Annotated in this window: 17 protein-coding genes and 1 riboswitch; of the genes, 4 read left to right on the forward strand and 13 right to left on the reverse strand. The window is 53.7% G+C overall.

All coding sequences use genetic code 11. From position 1 onward, the window contains the following. The first annotated feature begins 147 nt into the window (after positions 1-147). Positions 148-1,020 (forward strand): AraC family transcriptional regulator, encoded by an 873-nt coding sequence (locus tag ACI1P1_RS19760; RefSeq protein WP_416218167.1) that lies wholly within the window; start codon positions 148-150, stop codon positions 1,018-1,020. A gap of 295 nt (positions 1,021-1,315) precedes the next feature. Here the strand turns inward: ACI1P1_RS19760 and ACI1P1_RS19765 are convergent, their stop codons facing one another. Continuing rightward, entirely contained in the window at positions 1,316-2,047 is a 732-nt protein-coding gene (locus ACI1P1_RS19765; RefSeq protein WP_416218168.1) for a class I SAM-dependent methyltransferase, read from the reverse strand. 182 nt (positions 2,048-2,229) lie between these two features. Between ACI1P1_RS19765 and ACI1P1_RS19770 the strand changes: the two genes are divergently transcribed. Together ACI1P1_RS19770 and ACI1P1_RS19775 are read left to right on the forward strand one after the other, a co-directional pair. Continuing rightward, positions 2,230-2,604 (forward strand): hypothetical protein, encoded by a 375-nt coding sequence (locus ACI1P1_RS19770; protein WP_416218169.1) that lies wholly within the window; start codon positions 2,230-2,232, stop codon positions 2,602-2,604. Positions 2,605-2,813: 209 nt separating this feature from the next. Then, positions 2,814-3,914, forward strand: a complete 1,101-nt coding sequence (locus ACI1P1_RS19775; protein WP_416218170.1) for an NTTRR-F1 domain — start codon at positions 2,814-2,816, stop codon at positions 3,912-3,914. A gap of 300 nt (positions 3,915-4,214) precedes the next feature. Here the strand turns inward: ACI1P1_RS19775 and ACI1P1_RS19780 are convergent, their stop codons facing one another. The 4 genes from ACI1P1_RS19780 to ACI1P1_RS19795 all read right to left on the reverse strand — a co-directional run bounded on the left by ACI1P1_RS19780 (position 4,215) and on the right by ACI1P1_RS19795 (position 7,911). Beyond that, the gene (locus tag ACI1P1_RS19780) at positions 4,215-5,300 is read right to left on the reverse strand and encodes a sensor histidine kinase (protein WP_416218171.1); all 1,086 of its coding nucleotides are present in this window, start codon (positions 5,298-5,300) and stop codon (positions 4,215-4,217) included. After that, positions 5,297-5,977, reverse strand: a complete 681-nt coding sequence (locus ACI1P1_RS19785) for a response regulator transcription factor (RefSeq protein ID WP_416218172.1) — start codon at positions 5,975-5,977, stop codon at positions 5,297-5,299. Before ACI1P1_RS19785 ends, ACI1P1_RS19780 begins: the two co-directional genes overlap by 4 nt. A 90-nt stretch (positions 5,978-6,067) precedes the next feature. Then, complete coding sequence (locus ACI1P1_RS19790; RefSeq protein ID WP_416218173.1) at positions 6,068-6,883, reverse strand: ABC transporter permease; 816 nt, start codon at positions 6,881-6,883, stop codon at positions 6,068-6,070. Continuing rightward, positions 6,880-7,911, reverse strand: coding sequence for an ATP-binding cassette domain-containing protein (locus ACI1P1_RS19795; RefSeq protein WP_416218174.1), 1,032 nt, complete (start codon positions 7,909-7,911; stop codon positions 6,880-6,882). Before ACI1P1_RS19795 ends, ACI1P1_RS19790 begins: the two co-directional genes overlap by 4 nt. A 228-nt stretch (positions 7,912-8,139) precedes the next feature. Between ACI1P1_RS19795 and ACI1P1_RS19800 the strand changes: the two genes are divergently transcribed. Next, positions 8,140-8,748, forward strand: coding sequence for a DUF1349 domain-containing protein (locus ACI1P1_RS19800; RefSeq protein WP_416218175.1), 609 nt, complete (start codon positions 8,140-8,142; stop codon positions 8,746-8,748). Positions 8,749-8,860: 112 nt separating this feature from the next. Here ACI1P1_RS19800 and ACI1P1_RS19805 read toward each other — a convergent pair whose 3' ends face one another. The 8 genes from ACI1P1_RS19805 to ACI1P1_RS19840 form a co-directional block, all read right to left on the reverse strand. Next, positions 8,861-9,175, reverse strand: a complete 315-nt coding sequence (locus ACI1P1_RS19805) for a DMT family transporter (protein ID WP_416218176.1) — start codon at positions 9,173-9,175, stop codon at positions 8,861-8,863. A gap of 3 nt (positions 9,176-9,178) precedes the next feature. After that, positions 9,179-9,520 carry a DMT family transporter gene (locus ACI1P1_RS19810; protein WP_416218177.1) on the reverse strand — a complete coding sequence of 114 codons (342 nt, stop codon included), beginning with the start codon at positions 9,518-9,520 and terminating at the stop codon, positions 9,179-9,181. Positions 9,521-9,607: 87 nt separating this feature from the next. Next, positions 9,608-9,707, reverse strand: a riboswitch (guanidine-I (ykkC/yxkD leader). 52 nt (positions 9,708-9,759) lie between these two features. Next, positions 9,760-13,065: a CBM96 family carbohydrate-binding protein gene (locus ACI1P1_RS19815; RefSeq protein ID WP_416218178.1), complete on the reverse strand. Its 3,306-nt coding sequence runs from the start codon at positions 13,063-13,065 to the stop codon at positions 9,760-9,762. A 163-nt stretch (positions 13,066-13,228) separates the two neighbouring features. Beyond that, entirely contained in the window at positions 13,229-13,444 is a 216-nt protein-coding gene (locus ACI1P1_RS19820; RefSeq protein WP_416218179.1) for a hypothetical protein, read from the reverse strand. Next, positions 13,420-15,159 (reverse strand): hypothetical protein, encoded by a 1,740-nt coding sequence (locus tag ACI1P1_RS19825; protein ID WP_416218180.1) that lies wholly within the window; start codon positions 15,157-15,159, stop codon positions 13,420-13,422. The genes ACI1P1_RS19820 and ACI1P1_RS19825 overlap by 25 nt, the downstream gene beginning before the upstream one ends. A gap of 50 nt (positions 15,160-15,209) precedes the next feature. Continuing rightward, positions 15,210-16,811, reverse strand: coding sequence for an extracellular solute-binding protein (locus tag ACI1P1_RS19830; RefSeq protein ID WP_416218181.1), 1,602 nt, complete (start codon positions 16,809-16,811; stop codon positions 15,210-15,212). A gap of 100 nt (positions 16,812-16,911) precedes the next feature. After that, the gene (locus ACI1P1_RS19835) at positions 16,912-17,781 is read right to left on the reverse strand and encodes a carbohydrate ABC transporter permease (RefSeq protein ID WP_416218182.1); all 870 of its coding nucleotides are present in this window, start codon (positions 17,779-17,781) and stop codon (positions 16,912-16,914) included. A 39-nt stretch (positions 17,782-17,820) separates the two neighbouring features. After that, complete coding sequence (locus ACI1P1_RS19840; protein ID WP_416218183.1) at positions 17,821-18,777, reverse strand: ABC transporter permease; 957 nt, start codon at positions 18,775-18,777, stop codon at positions 17,821-17,823. Between the last annotated feature and the right edge of the window lie 6 nt (positions 18,778-18,783).

An 18,783-nucleotide genomic window follows, 5' to 3' on the forward strand; every position in this document is an offset into this window, starting at 1 on the left:
CTTTCATTATACATGGTACAAGGGGGTAGATGCACTACCAGCCCTTTTCCATAGCGGGTATAATAAAGACCATGATCATTTCGGGTCGGCTGCTGCACGGTTTTTCCGCTGCGGTCCTGATACACTGGGTTTACAGGAGGAGATGCTATGGAGTGGCTGGACCGGATGAAAAGTGCCATGGACTATATCGAAAACCATCTTGAAGAGGAGGTGGACCCGGCGGAAGCGGCCAAACGCGCCTGCTGCTCGGTGACCCATTTCCAGCGGATGTTTTCGTTCATAACGGGCGTTCATCTGTCCGAGTATATCCGGCGCAGACGGCTGACGCTGGCAGGCTTCGCGCTGCAGGAGGGGAACGTCAAGGTGATTGATGTGGCGCTGAAATATGGCTACGACTCGCCGGAGGCATTTTCCCGGGCGTTCAAGCAGCTTCACGGGATCATGCCCACGGCAGCCCGCGGCAAAGGTGCTGCACTGAAGGCCTTTCCCAGGCTCTCCTTCCATATTTCAATCCGAGGAGATGTAGAAATGAATTATCGTATTGAGGAAAAGCAGCCTTTTAAAATGGCCGGGCTTACAGCTGACATGGACTGCGCCAACGGCAAGCAGTACGCAGATATCCCCAAGATGTGGGAGACGGGGTTTGCGGACGGTTCGTTGGAACGTCTCAGCAACCATTTCGGGCTGGACAAAAACAAGGATATGCTTCATGCAGCGCTGTACAACTTCCGTGAACGGTATTTTACGTATATGATCGGAGCCGTGGTACCGGTGGAAGCTGACACGGGCAGCTTTGCCGTGCTGGAGGTGCCAGCGCTGACGTGGGCGATTTTCCCTACCGGAGAGCATACGGATGAACAAACCACCGAGGCCATTCAAGCAGTATGGAAACGGATCTATCCGGAATGGTTCCCCACCTCGGGGTATGAGCATGCGGAGGGCCCCGAGTTCGAGATGTACCATAATCTGGGCAACGGCCGCTACGTCTCCGAAGTGTGGATTCCCGTTGTGAAAAAGTAAGGCGAAGCTCAAAAAACCTCTCCTGCGCGGCCCGGTGCCGTAAGGGGAGGTTTTTGGGGTTGGGTTTAACTCGGTTTTGAGGGGTGAGACTGAACTCGGTTTTTCGAGTTTAATCCGGCTCTGGGCCCGGGTTTGGGCACTTTGTACTCGGTTTTTCGAGCTTAATTCGGCCCCAGGGTCCGCGTTGGGCATATTGTACTCGGTTTTTCGAGTTAAAGCAGCTCTTAGCACGGTTTTGGGCGTTTTATACTCGTTTTTTCGAGTTCATTGAGTTCGTTGCGCTCCTTCAGTGCGTCTACGGCCTATGCGCATAGATTGCCGCCGAAGAAACGATCTGCATGTCCGTCATCATCGGTTGGAAGCAGTCCACCACAAAGCCTGCCTCCAGCAGCTCCTTCCGATAACCCGCCTCCGTCTTCGCCCGGGCCGGGACCATAGGAATCTGCACTTCAACCTGCGCATCGGCAGGTCCGGCGCAGCGGGTCTGGGGCGTCCGGTAATCATCTCCGGTAAGCTTCAGCCAGCGTTCAAAGGAATCCACCGGGCTGTCATCCGCATGCTCTCGGTAAGATTCCCGGAACAGAAAGAAGGGCGCACCGTTTTTCAGACAGGAGTGAACATTCTGCAAGTAAGCAGCTCTGTCCGCATCCACCACCAACATGTGGAAGCCCATCACATCCAGGGCAGCGTCATATTGCCCCTCCACCGGTTCATGCGCCATGTCCAAAACGGTCACCTTTGCCCCGGGATAACCCGCCAAGGCGGCTCGGGCTTTGGCGACAGCCGAGGGAGCCACATCCACTCCGTGATACAGGCAGCCCAGCTGGGACAAGATGACTCCGGATGCCCCTTCCCCGCAAGCAAACTCCACAACCCGTTTCCCTCTCAGATTGCAGCGATCCACCCATTCAGTCAAGCTGGCCCGAAGCCCAACATCATCCTCCCCATGCCCCCATCTCTCCACTCCTGCCTCATACACCAGCTTGTATCGCTCTTCATAAACCAGGTAATAGGTTTTTTCGTCCATGGCAGCTCCTTTTTTTTGTTTTCACAATCGGCTATCCATCGTACCATCAACCAGAAGAGCAATCAATACTTTACAAAAAAGGAAAATACCCGCCACACGCTTCTATTGAAGAAGATAGGCAATTTGTTCTGCCGAATGTTATGATGCTGGTAATATTTCTTTTTATAAAAGGAGGATTCGCCATGGGTCAATATACGAAGGAGGAAATGGAGGAAGCACTCCGGTCTATCACTTCCACGATTAACAAGTGTGAAAAAGCGCAACAGAAGTTAACGGCAGGTACTTTCCAGCATACAAGGCTTGTCCGGGAATTAAAGGCATACTATATCTCAATTGCGTTGATCAAAAGGGAATCCATGCGCCTTGTTGGAGAAGAATCATTCGAGGGAGAAATGACGAAGGAAGAACTGGAAGAAGCTGTTGAGACAATTGCGTCAATGATAAGACGGTGCCAAGACGTGCTGCCAAAGCTGAAAGCAGGCTCCTCTCAGGAAACACTAACCGTACGCCGAATAAAGGCATTCCATATCGCGACTGACTTCATAAAAAAGCTTTGAAAGAATATAAGATTTAATCAAATTGCTAACTTCCCATATGCATAACCCTTACCGTCTGGAAGTCTTCCGGCGGTTTTTGGCGTTTTGGTTTGGCTGAAATCTCTCTATCAGGAAAGCACATTGTGTTAATGGTCGTGTCGGGCTGTTTTGACTGCACATAAAATAGTTATAGCAATCTTCTTTTATACTAATTGATAGGGGGTGGCAATGTGGGGATCGTGAACCTGGCTTTTAATGGAAGTTTTGAATCGGGGCTTTCGGGATGGGTTACACAGAATGCGGTTATAACCACCCAGCAGTCGCATTCTTATATGAATGCTGCACTTATTCCCTCCGCTGCCTCTGGATACGTTGGCCAATTTATCTCTGTAACCCCTGGCAGTTCATATGAAATGATGGTGTCATTGGGTAAGGCAGGGACTTCCATCTCGTCGCCAGTGATCATTCAGGTTTCATACTTCGATGCTTCCTATCAGGATCTGGGTTTGGCTTTGTATATGAGGATTCCGGCAAACAGGCTCCCGGATGTTACAGAAGAGAATTGGCGCGAAATTTATGCCGCAACCTCCATTTCCCCCGCAGGTACAGCATGGGCATACGTGATTATAAGCACACAAGCCCAGGCGGGAGGGGCACCAATGCTCGTTGATGATTTGGTGTTTTTAGCAGCTGCAGGAGTTTCAGGCGCTACCGGCGCCACCGGGCCTGCCGGCCTTGCGGGCAACACAGGCGCCACCGGGCCTACTGGCCTTGCAGGCACCACCGGAGCCATCGGGCCTGCCGGCCTTATGGGCAACACCGGAGCCACCGGGCCTGCCGGCCTTATGGGCAACACCGGGGCTACCGGGCCGACTGGTGCTGCAGGCACAAATGCTACAGTACCGCAATCTGCGTTCCGGGCAGAGAGCTACACTACCCTCCAAAGCGTAAGCAGCGGCACCTATGTAACCGTATCGTTTCCCAATGAAATATTTGATCTGAATAATGAATACTCGCCTTCCGTTTTTGTCCCTGCACAATCCGGTGTTTACGCCATCTCGGCGAATGTCGGTTATAATCCATTTAGCAATTCAACGGCAAGTCTTATTTACTTAAGTATAGCGGTCAATAATATCCAGGTGGTTGAGGTTTCAAAGCTGATAGCTGCAGGGAGCAATGGCGATAATTTTATGAACGTTAATACGATTGCACAATTAAATGCGGGAGATTCCGTTACTGTGCTTTTCATCATTCAAAGTGGACCCTCAGGCTTTATCATGAGCGTTGGGCGTGCGACAAATTTTGAGGCAGCGAGGTTTCCATCTCCATGAGGCTCCAAGAGGGTTGAACAAGGCTCCGTCCCCCGCTAACGGAACTTAGAAGCCCTTAAAGGGGATTTTACAGCAATAACAAAACGTAACGGAACTGAGACGCTCTTAGCACACAAAATCCATACAAATTACCGCCAGAATCCCAGCTAAGGGGCTCTCAGTTCCGTTAACGTCCCCAAACACCAATTTTTAGGCTGTAAGAGCTCCTGAGTTCCGTTGTAGCTCCAGCCATCGTCTGAGTTCCGTTGTAGCTCCAGCCAACTACTGAATTTCGTTGTATCTCCCAGCCCCGACTCACGGCTAACCTTCCCCCGGAGCCGCTGTCGGCAGCAGAACGGTAAAGACCGCCCCCGCCCCCGGCCGGCTAGCTACAGAGATGGTGCCTCCGTGCATCTCCACGATCTTGTGTGCGATGGACAGGCCCAGGCCGCTGCCCCCGCCTGACCGGGTGCGGGATTTGTCCGCTTTGTAGAACCGCTCGAAGATACGAGGCTGGTCCTCTCCGGTAATCCCCGGCCCGTTATCCGCCACCCGCACCGCTGCATAACCGCCCTCCCGGGAAACGGTGACGTTGATCCTCCCGCCATGTGGAGCGAATTTGATGGCATTATGCAGCAGATTGAGCCATACCTGGCTCATTAAGTCCTCGTCAGCGGTAATCACCACCTCCCCGGGCTCCAGATTCATCTCAATATCCTTGGCCTCCCACTGGGGCTCACAGGCCAGAATAAGAGAAATAAGCTGCTTATCCAGCCTGTAGGTGCCGGGGTGGACGGATGATTTCGCCGAATCCAGCACCGCCAGCTTCATCAGATTGTCGCTGAGCTTGGAGAGCCGGATACATTCCGTCTCGATAATATCCAGATAACGCTCCCGCTCCTCCGGGTCCAGCGCACCGCTTTTGAGCGCTTTGGCAAAGCCCATAATCGAGGTTAAGGGGGAGCCGATCTCATGGGAAACATTGGAGATAAACTCCTGCCGCAGCTCCTCCATCTCCTTCAGATTGGCCGCCATGTCATCAATAGTGGTTACCAGTTGGGCAAAAGGATGCCGCTCCCGTTCATGCCGCCCTATCTGGTCCAGCATGGGAGCCAGGTCCACCTGAAAATCGCCGCGGGAAATCCGGCGCATCACCTCAATCAGCTCGGTAAACAGCTTATGCTCATTGGGCCGGAGAAGCGGCCCGATTATCGAGATGACGACCCCGAACAGAATAAAGCCTAGCACCGCATTGATCTGAAAGGCCAGCAGGCCGTGCGGCTCCCAGCCCAATCTGCCATAAACAGCTTCGGTCACCATGTACATCCCTGTCCAGCACAGCAGGAGAAACCCGATGACCATCAGGACACCGCCGGCAAAATGGAGAACACTTCGTCTGTCCTTCATGGCTGGATAACCTCCAGCCGGTAACCCAAACCGCGGATGGTGCTGATCCGGAAGGTATGGCTCCCCTCCGGGAACCGCTCCCGCAGCCGTTTAATATGCACATCCACCGTCCGCTCATCCCCTTCGTAATCATACCCCCAGATTTGCTCAATAAGCTGGTCCCGGGTGAAGGTTTTGCCGGGATAACCCGCCAGCTTGAACAGCAGCTCGAATTCCTTCAAGGGGAGCGTAATCTCCTCCGCACCGTCCATACATTGGTACGTGTCCCGCCGGAGCACCAGACTTCCCAGCTGCACCATTTGGGAGGAGAGAATCCGGTACCGCTTCAGAAGCGCCTTGACCCGGGCAACCAGCACCATGGGGTCGAAGGGTTTGACGATGTAATCGTCCGTGCCCAGGGCAAAACCCTTCACAATCTGGGCAGCCTCCCCCTTGGCGGTCAGCATCAGGAGCGGCAGATTCTCCTCCTGCTCCCTTAGCTCGCGGCACAGCTCCCAGCCGTCCATACCCGGCATCATAATATCCAGGATCACCAGATCCGCGGGAGTATCCGCCAGCACAGCCAGAGCCTCCCGCCCATCCGAGGCCTCCAGCACCTCCCAGCCCTCCACCTTAAGAAAATGCCGCACCATTTCACGTATATGCAAGTCGTCATCCACGACCAATATCCGGGTCATAACGCCACCTCCACGAAAACCTTGCCTGATATCGCCTAGTCAAGCCTCCCGGCTGCAGCAAAAACGCCGTTGCCGGCGTTCTGCCTTGCCCTATGCCTTACGCATATATGCCCGCACGGTTGCCGGAGCGAACACCGCCACAATTACAGCCGCCCCCACCAGGGAGATTACCAGATCGCTGCCCACACTGCCGGAATTGGTCAGCTCCCGGACGGCGCTCACCAGATGGGAGATGGGGTTGAGGTTGGCAAACCACTGAAGCCATTTGGGCATGGTTTCCACAGGCACATAAGCATTGGATAAGAAGGTCAGAGGAAACAGAATGATCATGGACATCCCCTGTACACTGGAGGCCGTCCGGGCAATCACTCCAAAGAAGGCAAAAATCCAGCTGATGGCCCAGGAGCAGCCTATAACCAAAAGCCCTGCAAGCACCACATGCTCCACGCCTCCCGCAGGACGGTAGCCCATCAGATATCCCATGACAAAGGTCAGCACAGTGGCAATGGTATAACGGACCGTGTCCGCCAGAAGAGCCCCCGCCAGCGGGGCAATCCGCGCGATGGGAAGGGACTTGAAGCGGTCGAACACCCCTTTGTCCATATCCTCCCTCAGCTGGACCCCCGTGACGACCGAGGTAGTAATAACCGTCTGAACCAAAATCCCGGGAATAATTATGGGCAGGTAGCTGGCCACGTCCCCGGAGATAGCACCACCGAAGATATAGGTGAACATCAGGGTGAAAATAATCGGCTGAATCGTAACATCAAATAGCTGTTCCGGTGTGTGCCGGATTTTGAGCAAACCCCGGTAGGCCATGGTCAAGGAATGCCGGATCGTCTGGCCCAGGCTGTTGCGGCTTTTCAGTTGGCGGGCTGCCCCGGGTGTAATGGTGGTCTGGCTCATACGTTTGCCTCCTTCAATTGATGTGCTGCCGCGTGCTGCCCGGACGGCTTATCTTCTGCCGGCGCATCTCCGGTAATGGTCAGGAACACCTCATCCAGCGTCGGCTTCTGCATGCTCATTTCCGCCAGGCGGATTCCGTCCTCCCGGAGGGCGATAAGCAGATCCGCAACTTTGTCGGGATCGGACATTGGTGCCGTAATTTTTCCGGCTTCCGCCGAAACCGCCGCCCGCACCTGCAGCACCTGCTCCACCTTCCGTCGTGCATGCTCCGTTTCCAGCGGCTCCGCCACCCGCAGCTGCAGGGATGCAGTGCCTACCGACATTTTCAGCTCATCCACCGTACCTTCCGCTACCACATGGCCGCGGTCGATAACAGCGATCCGGTCCGCCAGCTGATCCGCTTCATCCAGATACTGGGTGGTCAAAAGCACAGTGGAGCCCGTTTTGACCAAACGCCGGATGGTTTCCCACATTTGGGCCCGGGTCCGGGGATCAAGACCGGTAGTCGGTTCATCCAGAAAGATCAGCGGCGGCTGGGCGATAAGACTGGCGGCCAGATCCAGCCGGCGCCGCATTCCCCCGGAGAAATTCTTCAGGGGCCGCTTCGCTGCCTCTGTCAGACCGAACTCCTCCAGCAGCTCCGCCGCCTTCCTCTTCGCGTCCACCCGGGACAACCCAAGCAGCCGGGAGAAAATCACCAGATTCTCCGTGGCGCTTAAGGATTCATCCACGGATGCATATTGCCCCGTGACACCGATCAGCTGCCGCACTATATGCGGCTCTCTTCCCACATCATGCCCAAAAATCTGCGCCGAACCCGCGTCCGGCCTTAACAGCGTCGCCAGCATCCGGATGGTGGTGGTTTTACCTGCCCCATTCGGTCCAAGCACCCCGTATATACTGCCGGTCTTCACATGCAGATTTACCCCGTCCACGGCCCGGTTGTCCCCGAAGGTTTTGACCAGCCCGCTGGCTTCCACCGCCCATTGTCCGCCGGCGGCACTTGCCTCTCTTTTCTTTTTCTCCATCTCCATTGCCTCCCTGATCCGTTGATATTGGCATGGTATCGCAGATTTATGAACTCAATATGAACAAAAAAAGAGAGGCCTAAGCCCTCTCCGGAAAAAAGCGCGCTTTCTAAATGCTGGAAAAGAAGCAGTTTATTTGATACGATGAAGTCGGACATCCTGCGCGAACAAAAAACAATGGACATATCTGCAGAACCTTAAACTTATAACAACGGGAGCTGGAATGGAATGAATCTGTTTCAGGGAATGGAAGGCATGCGAATGGCCAACGGCCTTTTTTGGCTGAATGAGCCGGAGAAGTGGAGCTTTGGGCCTCAGGGGCTGGTGGTGGAGGCTCCGCGGTCCACTAACTTTTTTAATGATCCGGAGATCGGAAGCATTGATGTGACAGCGCCATTCTTGTATGCGGAGGTAAAGGGGGATTTTGATCTGACCACACGGGTTGGCATCAAAATGCTAAAGTGGTATGATGCGGGATGCCTGCTGATTATGGCGGACGAAGCCCGCTGGGCAAAGCTGTGTTACGAAAATTGGAAAACGGGGCCTTCCATTGTAAGCGTTGTCACAAGAGCGGTTTCCGATGACTGTCCCTCTCATGTCATCGGCGAGGTTCAGCCCTACCTGAGAGTGCTGCGGTCCGGCAGCTGCTTCGGCTTCTATTATTCATTGGATGGTACAGCCTGGACGCTGATCCGCTACTTCAGCATGGATGCGCCGGAGAAAATCAAGGCAGGTATCCTGGCCCAAGCCCCCATCGGCAAAAGCTGCAGCGTCAGCTTTGAGTTCCTGAGGCTGGAGGCCAAGCCGGTGAAAAGCGCGAAGGAAATACCGGGATAACCGGAAGCCCGGCCTCCCTCATTGCCTCACTACATATAAAAAAGCAGGTAAAACCTTAGACCGCACTCTAAGTGTTTACCTGCTTATTCACGTTTTGGCGTGTCGGTTCCAATCACCCCGCCAGCTTTAAGCCCACAGCGGCGGCCAGCACCGTTGCGATACAAAGAACCCGCGGCAAATTACGGGGCTCTCCGTAGATCACCATTCCGAGAATCGCACCGCCGGAAGCCCCGATGCCCGTCCATATGGCATAAGCTGTACCCATCGGCAGCACCTTCATGGCTTGGGACAGGAAAAGAAAGCTTAGCGCAAAACCGCCCGCCATGTAAAGGAAGGCTCTCCAGCTCCGTTCCTTATTCAGTTTATTAATCATGGCTACACCAAGCATCTCAAACAATCCGGCCAATATGAGAAACATCCATTCCATGGTTTATCCTGCCTCCTGTTCCGTTTCTGGTTGCGGGCTGAGCAGCTTCAAGCCGGTAACCCCGGCCAGCAAAAGCGCGATCAGAAGAATCTTCAACCCGTTTGCCGGCGCATCAAAAAGCAGCAGCTCCGCAACCACCGTTCCGGCGGTTCCCAGCCCGACAAACACCGCATACACCGTACCTACCGGAAGCGCCCGGGAAGCCCGGATCATCAGATAAAAGCTGGCGATAATGGCAATAACGGTTCCGGTGATTTCAACCAGTCCCTCCGCATGCTTCATCCCGATCACCCAGCCCACCTCGAAAAGCGCCGCTATACCGACAGATGCCCAATTTCTGTCCATGGTTTCTCCTCCTTATGGTTCTATGTTTCCCGCAGCCCGGTAGATAAACGTAAAAAACCCGGAAGAATAAACTGCTGAATGCAGCTATTCTCCCGGGCTTTTGTCCCTCCGTGTCAACAGTCCGAAGACTGCCGCCTTCTCTCGGACCAGGCCAGCCTAAAGCTGCGGAACCCTAGAAAGCTTTTTATGCGGTTGATGCCCATTATACACACCCGTGGCGGGGTGTCAAGGCTTTCAGGTTATAAGTGACTGCCCTCCGGCATCGTGGTAGGCTGAATCAGAACAGCGTCGAAGGAAGCATTCGCCCGCTCCGAATACAAGCCTGCCGCACCGGAGCCAAACCTGCTGTCGTGAGCAGTCAGCTTCTTTTGCCCGTTTAGATGCAATTCAATGGTATCTCCGGTGAATACCCCGCGAAACCGGTAAGAGACTCCCGGATTCAGGGCGATGGGCTCTTCTGCCAGCGTCTGCGTAACACCGCCGGTTACGGATTTGATGGATAGCTTGCCGTTCCCATACGAAAGCAGATAATAGTTGCTTCCGTCCTGCACCCGGCCGGCGATGCCGAACTCTCCCGCCAGGTGCCCGGGCCGAACCCAGGCAAGATAGCTGATATTGCCAAAGTGCGCCTTCGTATGGATAAAGGACGCCTCAGCAGCATGATCCGAAACCGCCAGAACCTGTTCCAAGGGATCAAAAGGGACAGCTCCTGCCGCCCGTGTCAGCGGGTCCTTTACATTGTAGGGAATAATGACCGCTTGCTTTTCCTTCCAAGCTCCGCTTACCGGTACCCAATGGTCGGTCAGGGCGGAAACACCTTCCTTGTAATCGAAGGAATCATGGAAGGCCGCCGGATTCATACCCCCTATGGAAATAAGAAGCTCCCAAAGATAGATATCCGCCGTGGTATGCTCCGTTTTGGTCCCGGCCCGGGATTGGGAATAGTACCCGTTGACGGTCTTGGCATAATAATCGGATACACCCACCGCTTGGAGCTTGGCTATACGGTCACGCATAGCTTCATTGCCAGGGGCGTTCCAATAACCGAACATATGCATCAGCATCCGGTTCTGCAAGGAGGGATCGATGCCGAGCACCGCATAGGTAGCACTCTCCCGCGGCCCGTCCGCATCGGAGGATGCGAATTCATGCTCCATTCCCGGCTCGCCCATATAATCGCCATCCTGGGCGATATGGTCCCATGTCCCATCCTGGGCCTTGGCAAACATCCTCATGGGGTTAGCCAGAAATTCATCCAAGGTCACGCCTTTGAAGGACCAGCCCGGATTGCGGACAATTCCTTCCACCATAGCCGCTTTCGCAGCTTGTGATCCGAAATTCAGCGTACTGGCGAAGCTGGCATAAACAGACGTCAGTCCCATATCCATCAATTCCTGAACAAACGCGCCGTGATCATATTGCTGCAAGAGCCCCTTCACATTCTCCGTCCCCAGCACAAAGGAAGATGCATACAGCAGCGTCATATTGGGCTCCCAGTAGTTGGGGTTGCCGGTATAGGTATTGGGATCTCCGTTCATCGCCAGGCGGGCGGCCGTTCTTCTGCTGCCATATTGATCATACTCGCTTGTCGTGAAGACCGTGCTGATCAAGGCGGCTTTGAAAAAAACCGCCAGCTTGGAGCGCTCCTGCTCCGTCAGCAAGCTCATGATTTCCTCATCATTCCACAGCAGAGCGGCAGAGGACACCATGGAGGAATGACCGCGGGAATCCAGCCCCGCCTGGAGATTGGGCATATTGGCTCCTATGGTCAGCATCTTGCGGATAACCTCCACGCAGCGTTCAACCAGCATAGGGTCACGATTGCCCGAGAGGACGGCCTGCACGATGGCTTCGAAGGACTTGCTCCCTCTCAGCTCCGAGAAGGAGCCCTGGGCCGCATCCTTGTTGCCGAAGATAATATTGGCCGAGTCCATCATCGCCAGCTCCAAGGTGCTTTCCAGAGGGGCGGGATACGGATAGGCGGTGTCCGCAGCTGTGATGGATGGCGATATCTGGTCAGCTTTCTGCTTATTCCCCAATGCATCCATGATACTGCTGGCGGCAAGCCGGATTCGGTTGCCTTCCCCGGCAATCGGGCTGTCCAGGGAAATGGATACCGTTTGACCGTTTATGCTGACATGGTCCGCAGCATTCAGGGGCCGATATTCCCCGCCATTGTCATCGGAGTAATAAACGCCGTTATGGAAGGCCGTCTCATCGGATAAGGCGTTGAACACCGGCTCATCAAACACCAGCATGATTTTCCTGTTCATGTTGACCGCATAAGCCTTCTCCAGGACCGGAGCAGCCGTGTCAGCCGTTATGAAGTCGGATACATAAGGCATCCCCACCAGATTGCCCGCCTCATCCTTCAAAGCATCAGGCTCAATACGGAGCTTATTTTGGTTTCCAGCCAGCTTGGATTCCAGAGTAACCACAAGCTTGCCGTCTGCAAGTGCTGCGGTGTCTCCTTCCTTCAAAGGGGCATAAGCTATCCCGTCTTGTGCAAAGGATACGGCGGCTTTCAGGGCCGCTTCATCACTGGCTGAACGGAACAGCGGCTCATCCGCCGAAACCGTCAATATCCGGTTGGTGCGGTCTGTCTCCACACTGCTGCTCAGCACAGGGGCAGTGGCGTCATATGCCAGCTCTCCGATCAGGAGTTCATGGCCGATGGCATTGCCGGCTTCATCGGACAAGGCATTGGCGTTTATGCGTACCTTGGCGCCCGGCAAGCTAAGCCTGTCGGCCAATACGACAGACAGGGTATCTCCCAGTATAGCTGCGGAGTCCTCCGGTGAAAGCGGAGTAAACAGGTTCCCGTCCCGGGACAGGGAAATGGCCGGTAGAAGTCCGTTTAGGCCGGTTGTCCGGAGATATTCGTTAAAACGGAGCTCCAGCCTGCGGTTTTCCCCGCTTACCGCTGCCGCCTCCAAAACAGGAGCGGTCACATCATAATCAAGGATCAGCTGCGGCGGATTCGCCCCCTCCTTGCTGCTGACTGTACGGTTCGAGCTGGTATTGGTTCCCTTCAGCATAAAGGAAATTACCTCCCCCGAATTTCGGCTCAAGACGTAATCCGTTACATTCCACTGGTACCATCCCGGCGCACCGCCTACCAGGGCTTTACCCACAATCTCGGAATGGGGAGGCTGATTGGCATAGGTCAGCCCGTCTTCCGTCCATCCCTCGTCAGTTACGGCATACAAGGACAGCTCCTGGGGAAGAGGACCGGCATCGTTAAAATACAGACGGAGGATAGCCTGATTGAAAGGACCCGCGTTGACAGCAGGGAATTGGAGAAAAATTCTGCGGTTAAATGCCCCTCCGCCTTCCTTCAGCTCCATCACCGCTTTTTTTCCGTAATTGGTAGCGGTGGTTGAAGACCCGCTGTTAACATGCGCATCCATTACCGGAGCCATGACTGTCCGAAACGCTCCCTCCGCAGCCGCACCGGTTCCTGCAGGTATAAAGGCTTGAACCAGCAGCAGCATTTGAAGAATGGCCAGCCACAGGCTAACCGCCTTTATCCATTTCCTTTGCATCACATTCATTCTCCTTTCCATCGTGGAAATTCCAGAAAAAGTAAGCGCTTTCTAAAAGCCGTAAAAACAGAGCTGCCCCATTACGGCTGTACCCGGGACAGCTTTCCCCTCACCCGGCTATCCCGCTCCCAAGCCGGCTTGGACTGGGGGCGGGCCGGTTCCTTTACATCTTCTGCTGCATCTCCAGGGTGACCCTGGAGCCCATCAGCTTGTAGCGCTTGCGGTAATCCTCGTACAGATCCAGAATATCCTCACGGCTTCCGGTAAAGCTGCATCTCAGGCATCTGTAGTCCCCCTGCTCCTGCCTGAGAGTAACGTCATTGCCGGCATGCAGACACAGAGGGCACCGGTAAACTAAGCTTTTCGTATGGTCAGACATGCTGCCGCCTCCCGTCTGTCGTCCGAAAGGATATGATTCAGCTTTAAGGTAAAGTACGGATTAAAGAGATGCCCCTCTTCCGCTTCTGCAGACAAACAAGCCGTATTCATAGATTCCAAAGCAACCCTGGTTGAAATTTGCGGAATAGAAGCGGCTGCCCATTGCCCCCGGACGGCCTTTATGCTTCTCGAGCCATATTGGAAGGCCAGCTCCTGCCGGCTTTCCTCGCCGCACACCTCCAGGACAATTCCATGAAGATCCTCCGCATACTCCGTAAAGCCGTAGCAGCCCTTAAAGTATTCCTGTATGCCCAACTGCTGCGCCGGATCAGAAATGCTCAGAAGCCTCCGGTTGATCAGGATAACACCTTCACCGGTAAATTCATAGACCGTTTCAATCTGCGCCTTCAGGCCGCTTTTGAAATGCAGTGCTGCCGGTGTGAGTGTCACCCGTGTTCTGCTTCCGTCGCGGTCCACGGCGGCTACCCGGGTTTGACATTCGCATAAATCCAGGGTCTGCGTACCGGCAGTTACATACAAGGTCGTCCTTGCCCCGTCAGAGGAATGATGCACCGTCCCTGTACGCAGCTGAGATTGGATCAGGTACGGATAGCTGGCCATTTCCCGCATGGGCGAATCCGGTCCGGAATAGGCGGCGAACCTGCCTGCATAGGGACGCAAATCACCGATGGAGCCCCCTTGATTGGCATCAATCAACACACGGAAAGCCGGGTCGATATACCACATATAATGCTTGCCGGACCCGTAGAGCATATCCTTGCCCAAGGCTACTGCCGGTTGATGAAACGGGATATTCAACTTATACCATTCTCCGAATTCCTTCATATGCATATCCCGGATGCTGCCCTCGTCGCGCAGTTGGGCCAAATACTCAAGAGTCTCCAGGTAAATCTGCTGAGAGATTTCGGGCGGGTCCTGCACATTGGGATTGTCCCCCAGCCAAGGCGGGCTTACATGCACATGGTAGAAGGAATACCCGTCATTCATATTCTCCTGCATCCGGTATTGGTCAATCAGATTGAAATCGTAAGGATGGCGTAATCCCCGGTTGGCTAACCCCCGCTGCACATTGGCCGGATGGCTGGCGAAGAAGTCGTTCCGCCCCTCATAGGCCAGGGCTAAATCTCTGCTGAGATGGGGGATGGCCACCAGTCCGCTCCAATCGGACTCATCTGCGGCAGGGCGGAAGGAATGGCCTTTAGCCGCATACCAGGGTCCCCAGGACATCCCCTCCGAAAACAGATACCATGAATGATTGCAGCCATGAAAAACCTTGGTGCCCTCCTCAAAGCAGCCCGCCGTCACCGTTGTAGTAGAAGGACTCAGCTCACGGATCAACTCCATGGACTGGGAATCGAACAAGTAGCTGCCGATGGAAACCGGCTCCTGTCCCAGCTTGCCCCGGAAGAGCTCAAGATCATGCGCCAGGGTCTTTCGTTTGTTTTCCTTGCTGAGCAGCCAATAGGGAGCATTGCCTCCCCACTCCGGCCGGCCTCTCCACAGCCACAGAGCCAGCTCATCGCCATATTCCTGCTGATCCCGGAGGATCTCCTCCACCATCCGGTCATCCTCCAGCGAAGCTGCCGGAATAACCAAAGTGACCTTCAGCTTCAATCTGTGTGCGTATTCCTGCTGCAGCTTGTAATACGGATAATTCACGCCGGTCACCGGCCTGTGCAGCACATTCAATAGCATGGCGCTCCATCCTTTTCTTGGTTGTTGTTTAGGACGTATCTGCGGGCAGCCTACTTTTTTACATAACGGGCGTAGGCTTCATTTTTAATTTTCAATACCTCCTCAACCCCCATCGTTTTCAGCTGAGCGACAAAGGCGTTGTAATTGCCCTCAACCGGCTCGGCGCCAAGCACCCACTTCTGCGAGCTTTCCATCACGTAGGTCTTGATATTGGACTCCAGATTCTTCAGCTTGCTCTCTTCCGCTGAAGTATAGGCCAGTGTGGGAATTTGCTGGCGGGGATATTTGTTGTTGATGTATTCCGACATCCCTTTTTCTGCAACAGGATTCAGGTATTGACGCTCGTACTCGAAATCCTGGTGATAGCCGAACTCCAGATTTACGCCGTACTTCCACAAGGTTTGGGTTACAGCACCGCTTTTCAGAATTTCGTCGGTAAATTTGGGCTTGCCGTCAACAAGCTGATAGGTGATCCCCTCCACGCCAAAGTTGGCCAGCCTTCTTCCTTCCTCCGTGTACCAGTAGTCAAAATATTTAATGGCCTCCTCCTTGTATTTGCTGCTGGAGGAAATGCCCCAGCCATTGGTGGAAACGGTGGCTCTGGCCGTATACTCCACTACTTTGCCGTTGATATCGGCCGGAGGGGCGATTGGCACAAAATTGAGATTGGGAACCTTATCCTTCAGAGAGGTATTGAAAGCGGCAGTGCTGGCAAACCAATCCCGTGTCGAACCGCCGATATTGTCTCCCAGCATAACTTCTCTGGCCTTGGCGCCACGGGTGAAAATCTCCCTGTCGATTAACCCTTCCTTATACCATTGGGCAATAGCGGATATTCCCGTTTTGAAGGTTGGTTCAATGGGACCAAAGGCAATTTTGCCGTCCTTCAGGTAATAATCATGGTCAGCTCCCCACAAAGCCAAGAGGCCGTATACAGCCGTATTGTTGTCCCGGGTGAAATAAGGAACCTCGTCAGCCTTCTTGTTTTTATTGGGGTCCTGTTCCTTAAAAGCCTTCAGCACCTTGTAGTATTCATCTACGGTCTTGGGTGTTTGGAGACCTAAAGCATCCAGCCAATCCTGGCGGATAAACCAGCCGGAAGCGGCCTCCCCGTCCGGAGCGAAGGGGAGAAAATACATTTTGCCGTCCGCGGCTGTACCCACTGCCTTCACATCCGGGCGCTTCTCAAGAAATTTTTTGATATTCGGGGCATGTTTATCAATCAAATCGTTCAAGGGCTCGAAGGCACCTTCCTGCCCGAACTTATCCATATTCACCTTAGTGCTGGTTACAATGTCCGCAATATTTCCGGAGGCAACCATCAGGTTGAAGGCTTCATTCTTGTCCGTCACCGTTTTGGCAATGGTGCCCTTCAGAGTGACATTGGTGCGTTTCGCCGCTTCCGTGAATACAGGCCATGCATCATCAAAAGCGCCAAAGCTGTGCATGTGAATGGACATGGTGACAGGCGTTTTGCTGGCTAAAAAATTTTGCGCTGCTCCTGCCGTTGCTTGAGTACTTGGAGCCGGACTGGTCCCGGAGACAATACCGTCTTCCTTACCGCCCCCGCAGCCTGCAAATAAGGCGCTTGCCACAGAAAAGACCACCGCTCCGGCAACAGCACGCTTCCACTTCCGATTGGTTGTTTTCATCTTCATTTTGCCTCCCCTTGAGTGGTAGAACATTATTATCTATCTGATCCGGACTCTTCTCTGCAAGCCGCAGGACGGTCCGGGCAAAACCCCAAGCCTGTTACCCTTTGATCGAACCGATCATCACACCCTGAACAAAGTATTTTTGGATGAACGGATACACAATTACGATTGGAATGACCGAAACGATAATGGTGGCGTAAATAACCGTCTCTTGGGAATAGGCCACCGCATCCATGGCGCCAATCATTTCGGCAGTGGGCTTCATTTCTACCACCAGCTTGTTCAAGAGCACCTGAAGAGGAATTTTGCGCTCATCCTGCAGGATGATCATTGCCCAAAAATAGCTGTTCCAGCGGCCTACGGCATAAAAAAGAGAAATGGCGGCAATGGAGGGTTTGGACAGCGGAAGCACGATATTCCACATGATGCGGAAGTCACTGGCCCCGTCTACCTTCGCTGCCTCCTCCATCTCCTCCGGGATGGACTGGAAGAAGCTCCGCAGAATAATTACATTGAAGGTGGTAATGCCAAAAGCGAACAGAATCGCTATCCGGCTGTCCAGCAGGCTCAAGTCCCGCAGATTCAGATAGAAGGGAATCATCCCTGCGCTGAACAGCATGGTAAAGGCAATAAAAAAGCCGATTACTTCCCGGCCCATCAGCCGTTTTTTGGATAAGGGGTAGGCCCCCATGATGGTCAGCACAACGTTGATGACGGTTCCCGCCACCGTATAGAAGATGGTGTTGGCATATGCCAGCCAGATGGACTCCTCTTTGAATACCTGACGGTATGCATCCAGCGTTACATCAACGGGCCACAGCATAACGCTGCCGTTCACAACCGCATCCCCTGCACTGATAGAGGCGGAAAGTACATACAAAAAAGGATACAGGGTGGCAAAGGCCAGCAGTGTTAGAAAGATATGATTAAAAACAGAGAAGAGCTTCTCTCCGGAGGTTTGTTTCATGAATAAATCACTCCTTGGTTGGCGAATGACGGCGCACTCTTACCACAGACCGCTGTCCGTAAATTTTTTGCTTAGCTTGTTGGCAATAATCACCAGCAAAAGACCGATGGCGGAGTTGAATAGCCCCACTGCCGTAGTCAGATCGTAGCTGCCCTCCTTGATTCCGGCACGATACATATAGGTGCTGATGACATCGGCGGTTTCATAGGTAGCCGGCTGGTAAAGCAGAATGATAGCCTCATACCCCACATCCAGAATATGTCCGATCCGCAGGATCAGCATGATCATTATGGTGGGCAGAATACCGGGCAGCGTGACATTCCACATCTGCTTCCACTTGCTGGCGCCGTCAATCACTGCAGCTTCGTAAAGCTCCGGGTTGATCCCCGAAAGGGCAGCGATATACAGGATAGCACCAAAGCCCGCCTCCTTCCAGATATTCATGGAGACGAAGATGGTCCGGAAATATTCCGGCACGGTCAGAAAATAGATCTTCTCCAGCCCCAGCTTCTCCAGGACGATATTGATCAACCCGTTGCCCGGAGCCAGGAAGTTGGTGACAATCCCTGCCACAACTACGATAGAGATGAAGTGGGGCAGATAGGTGAGGGTCTGCACCGTTTTTTTGAAAACGGCATTGCGGACCTCATGAAGCAGCAGCGCCAAAACGATCGGCGCCGGAAAACCCCACGCCAGGCTGTAAAAGCTGATTAACAATGTGTTCTTGATGGTGCGCAGAAAATAAGGTCCTTGAAAAAAGGTCATAAAATGCTCAAATCCCACCCAGGGACTGCCGGCAATCCCTTTGAACACGCTGAAATCCTTGAATGCAATTTGCAGGCCGTACATGGGTTTGTAAGCGAATACGATGTACCAAATCATAAAAGGGATCAGCAGCATATAAAAAAAGCGGTCCCGGGACAGCCTTCCGAGTATGGTCTGCCAATCCAGCTGTATACCCAGGCGTTTCTCCCGGCTTATCAGCTTTTGCTCCATTAAGCC

This window comes from Paenibacillus mesotrionivorans (assembly GCF_046098205.1).
GTDB classification, from domain to species: Bacteria; Bacillota; Bacilli; order Paenibacillales; family NBRC-103111; genus Paenibacillus_AR; species Paenibacillus_AR mesotrionivorans.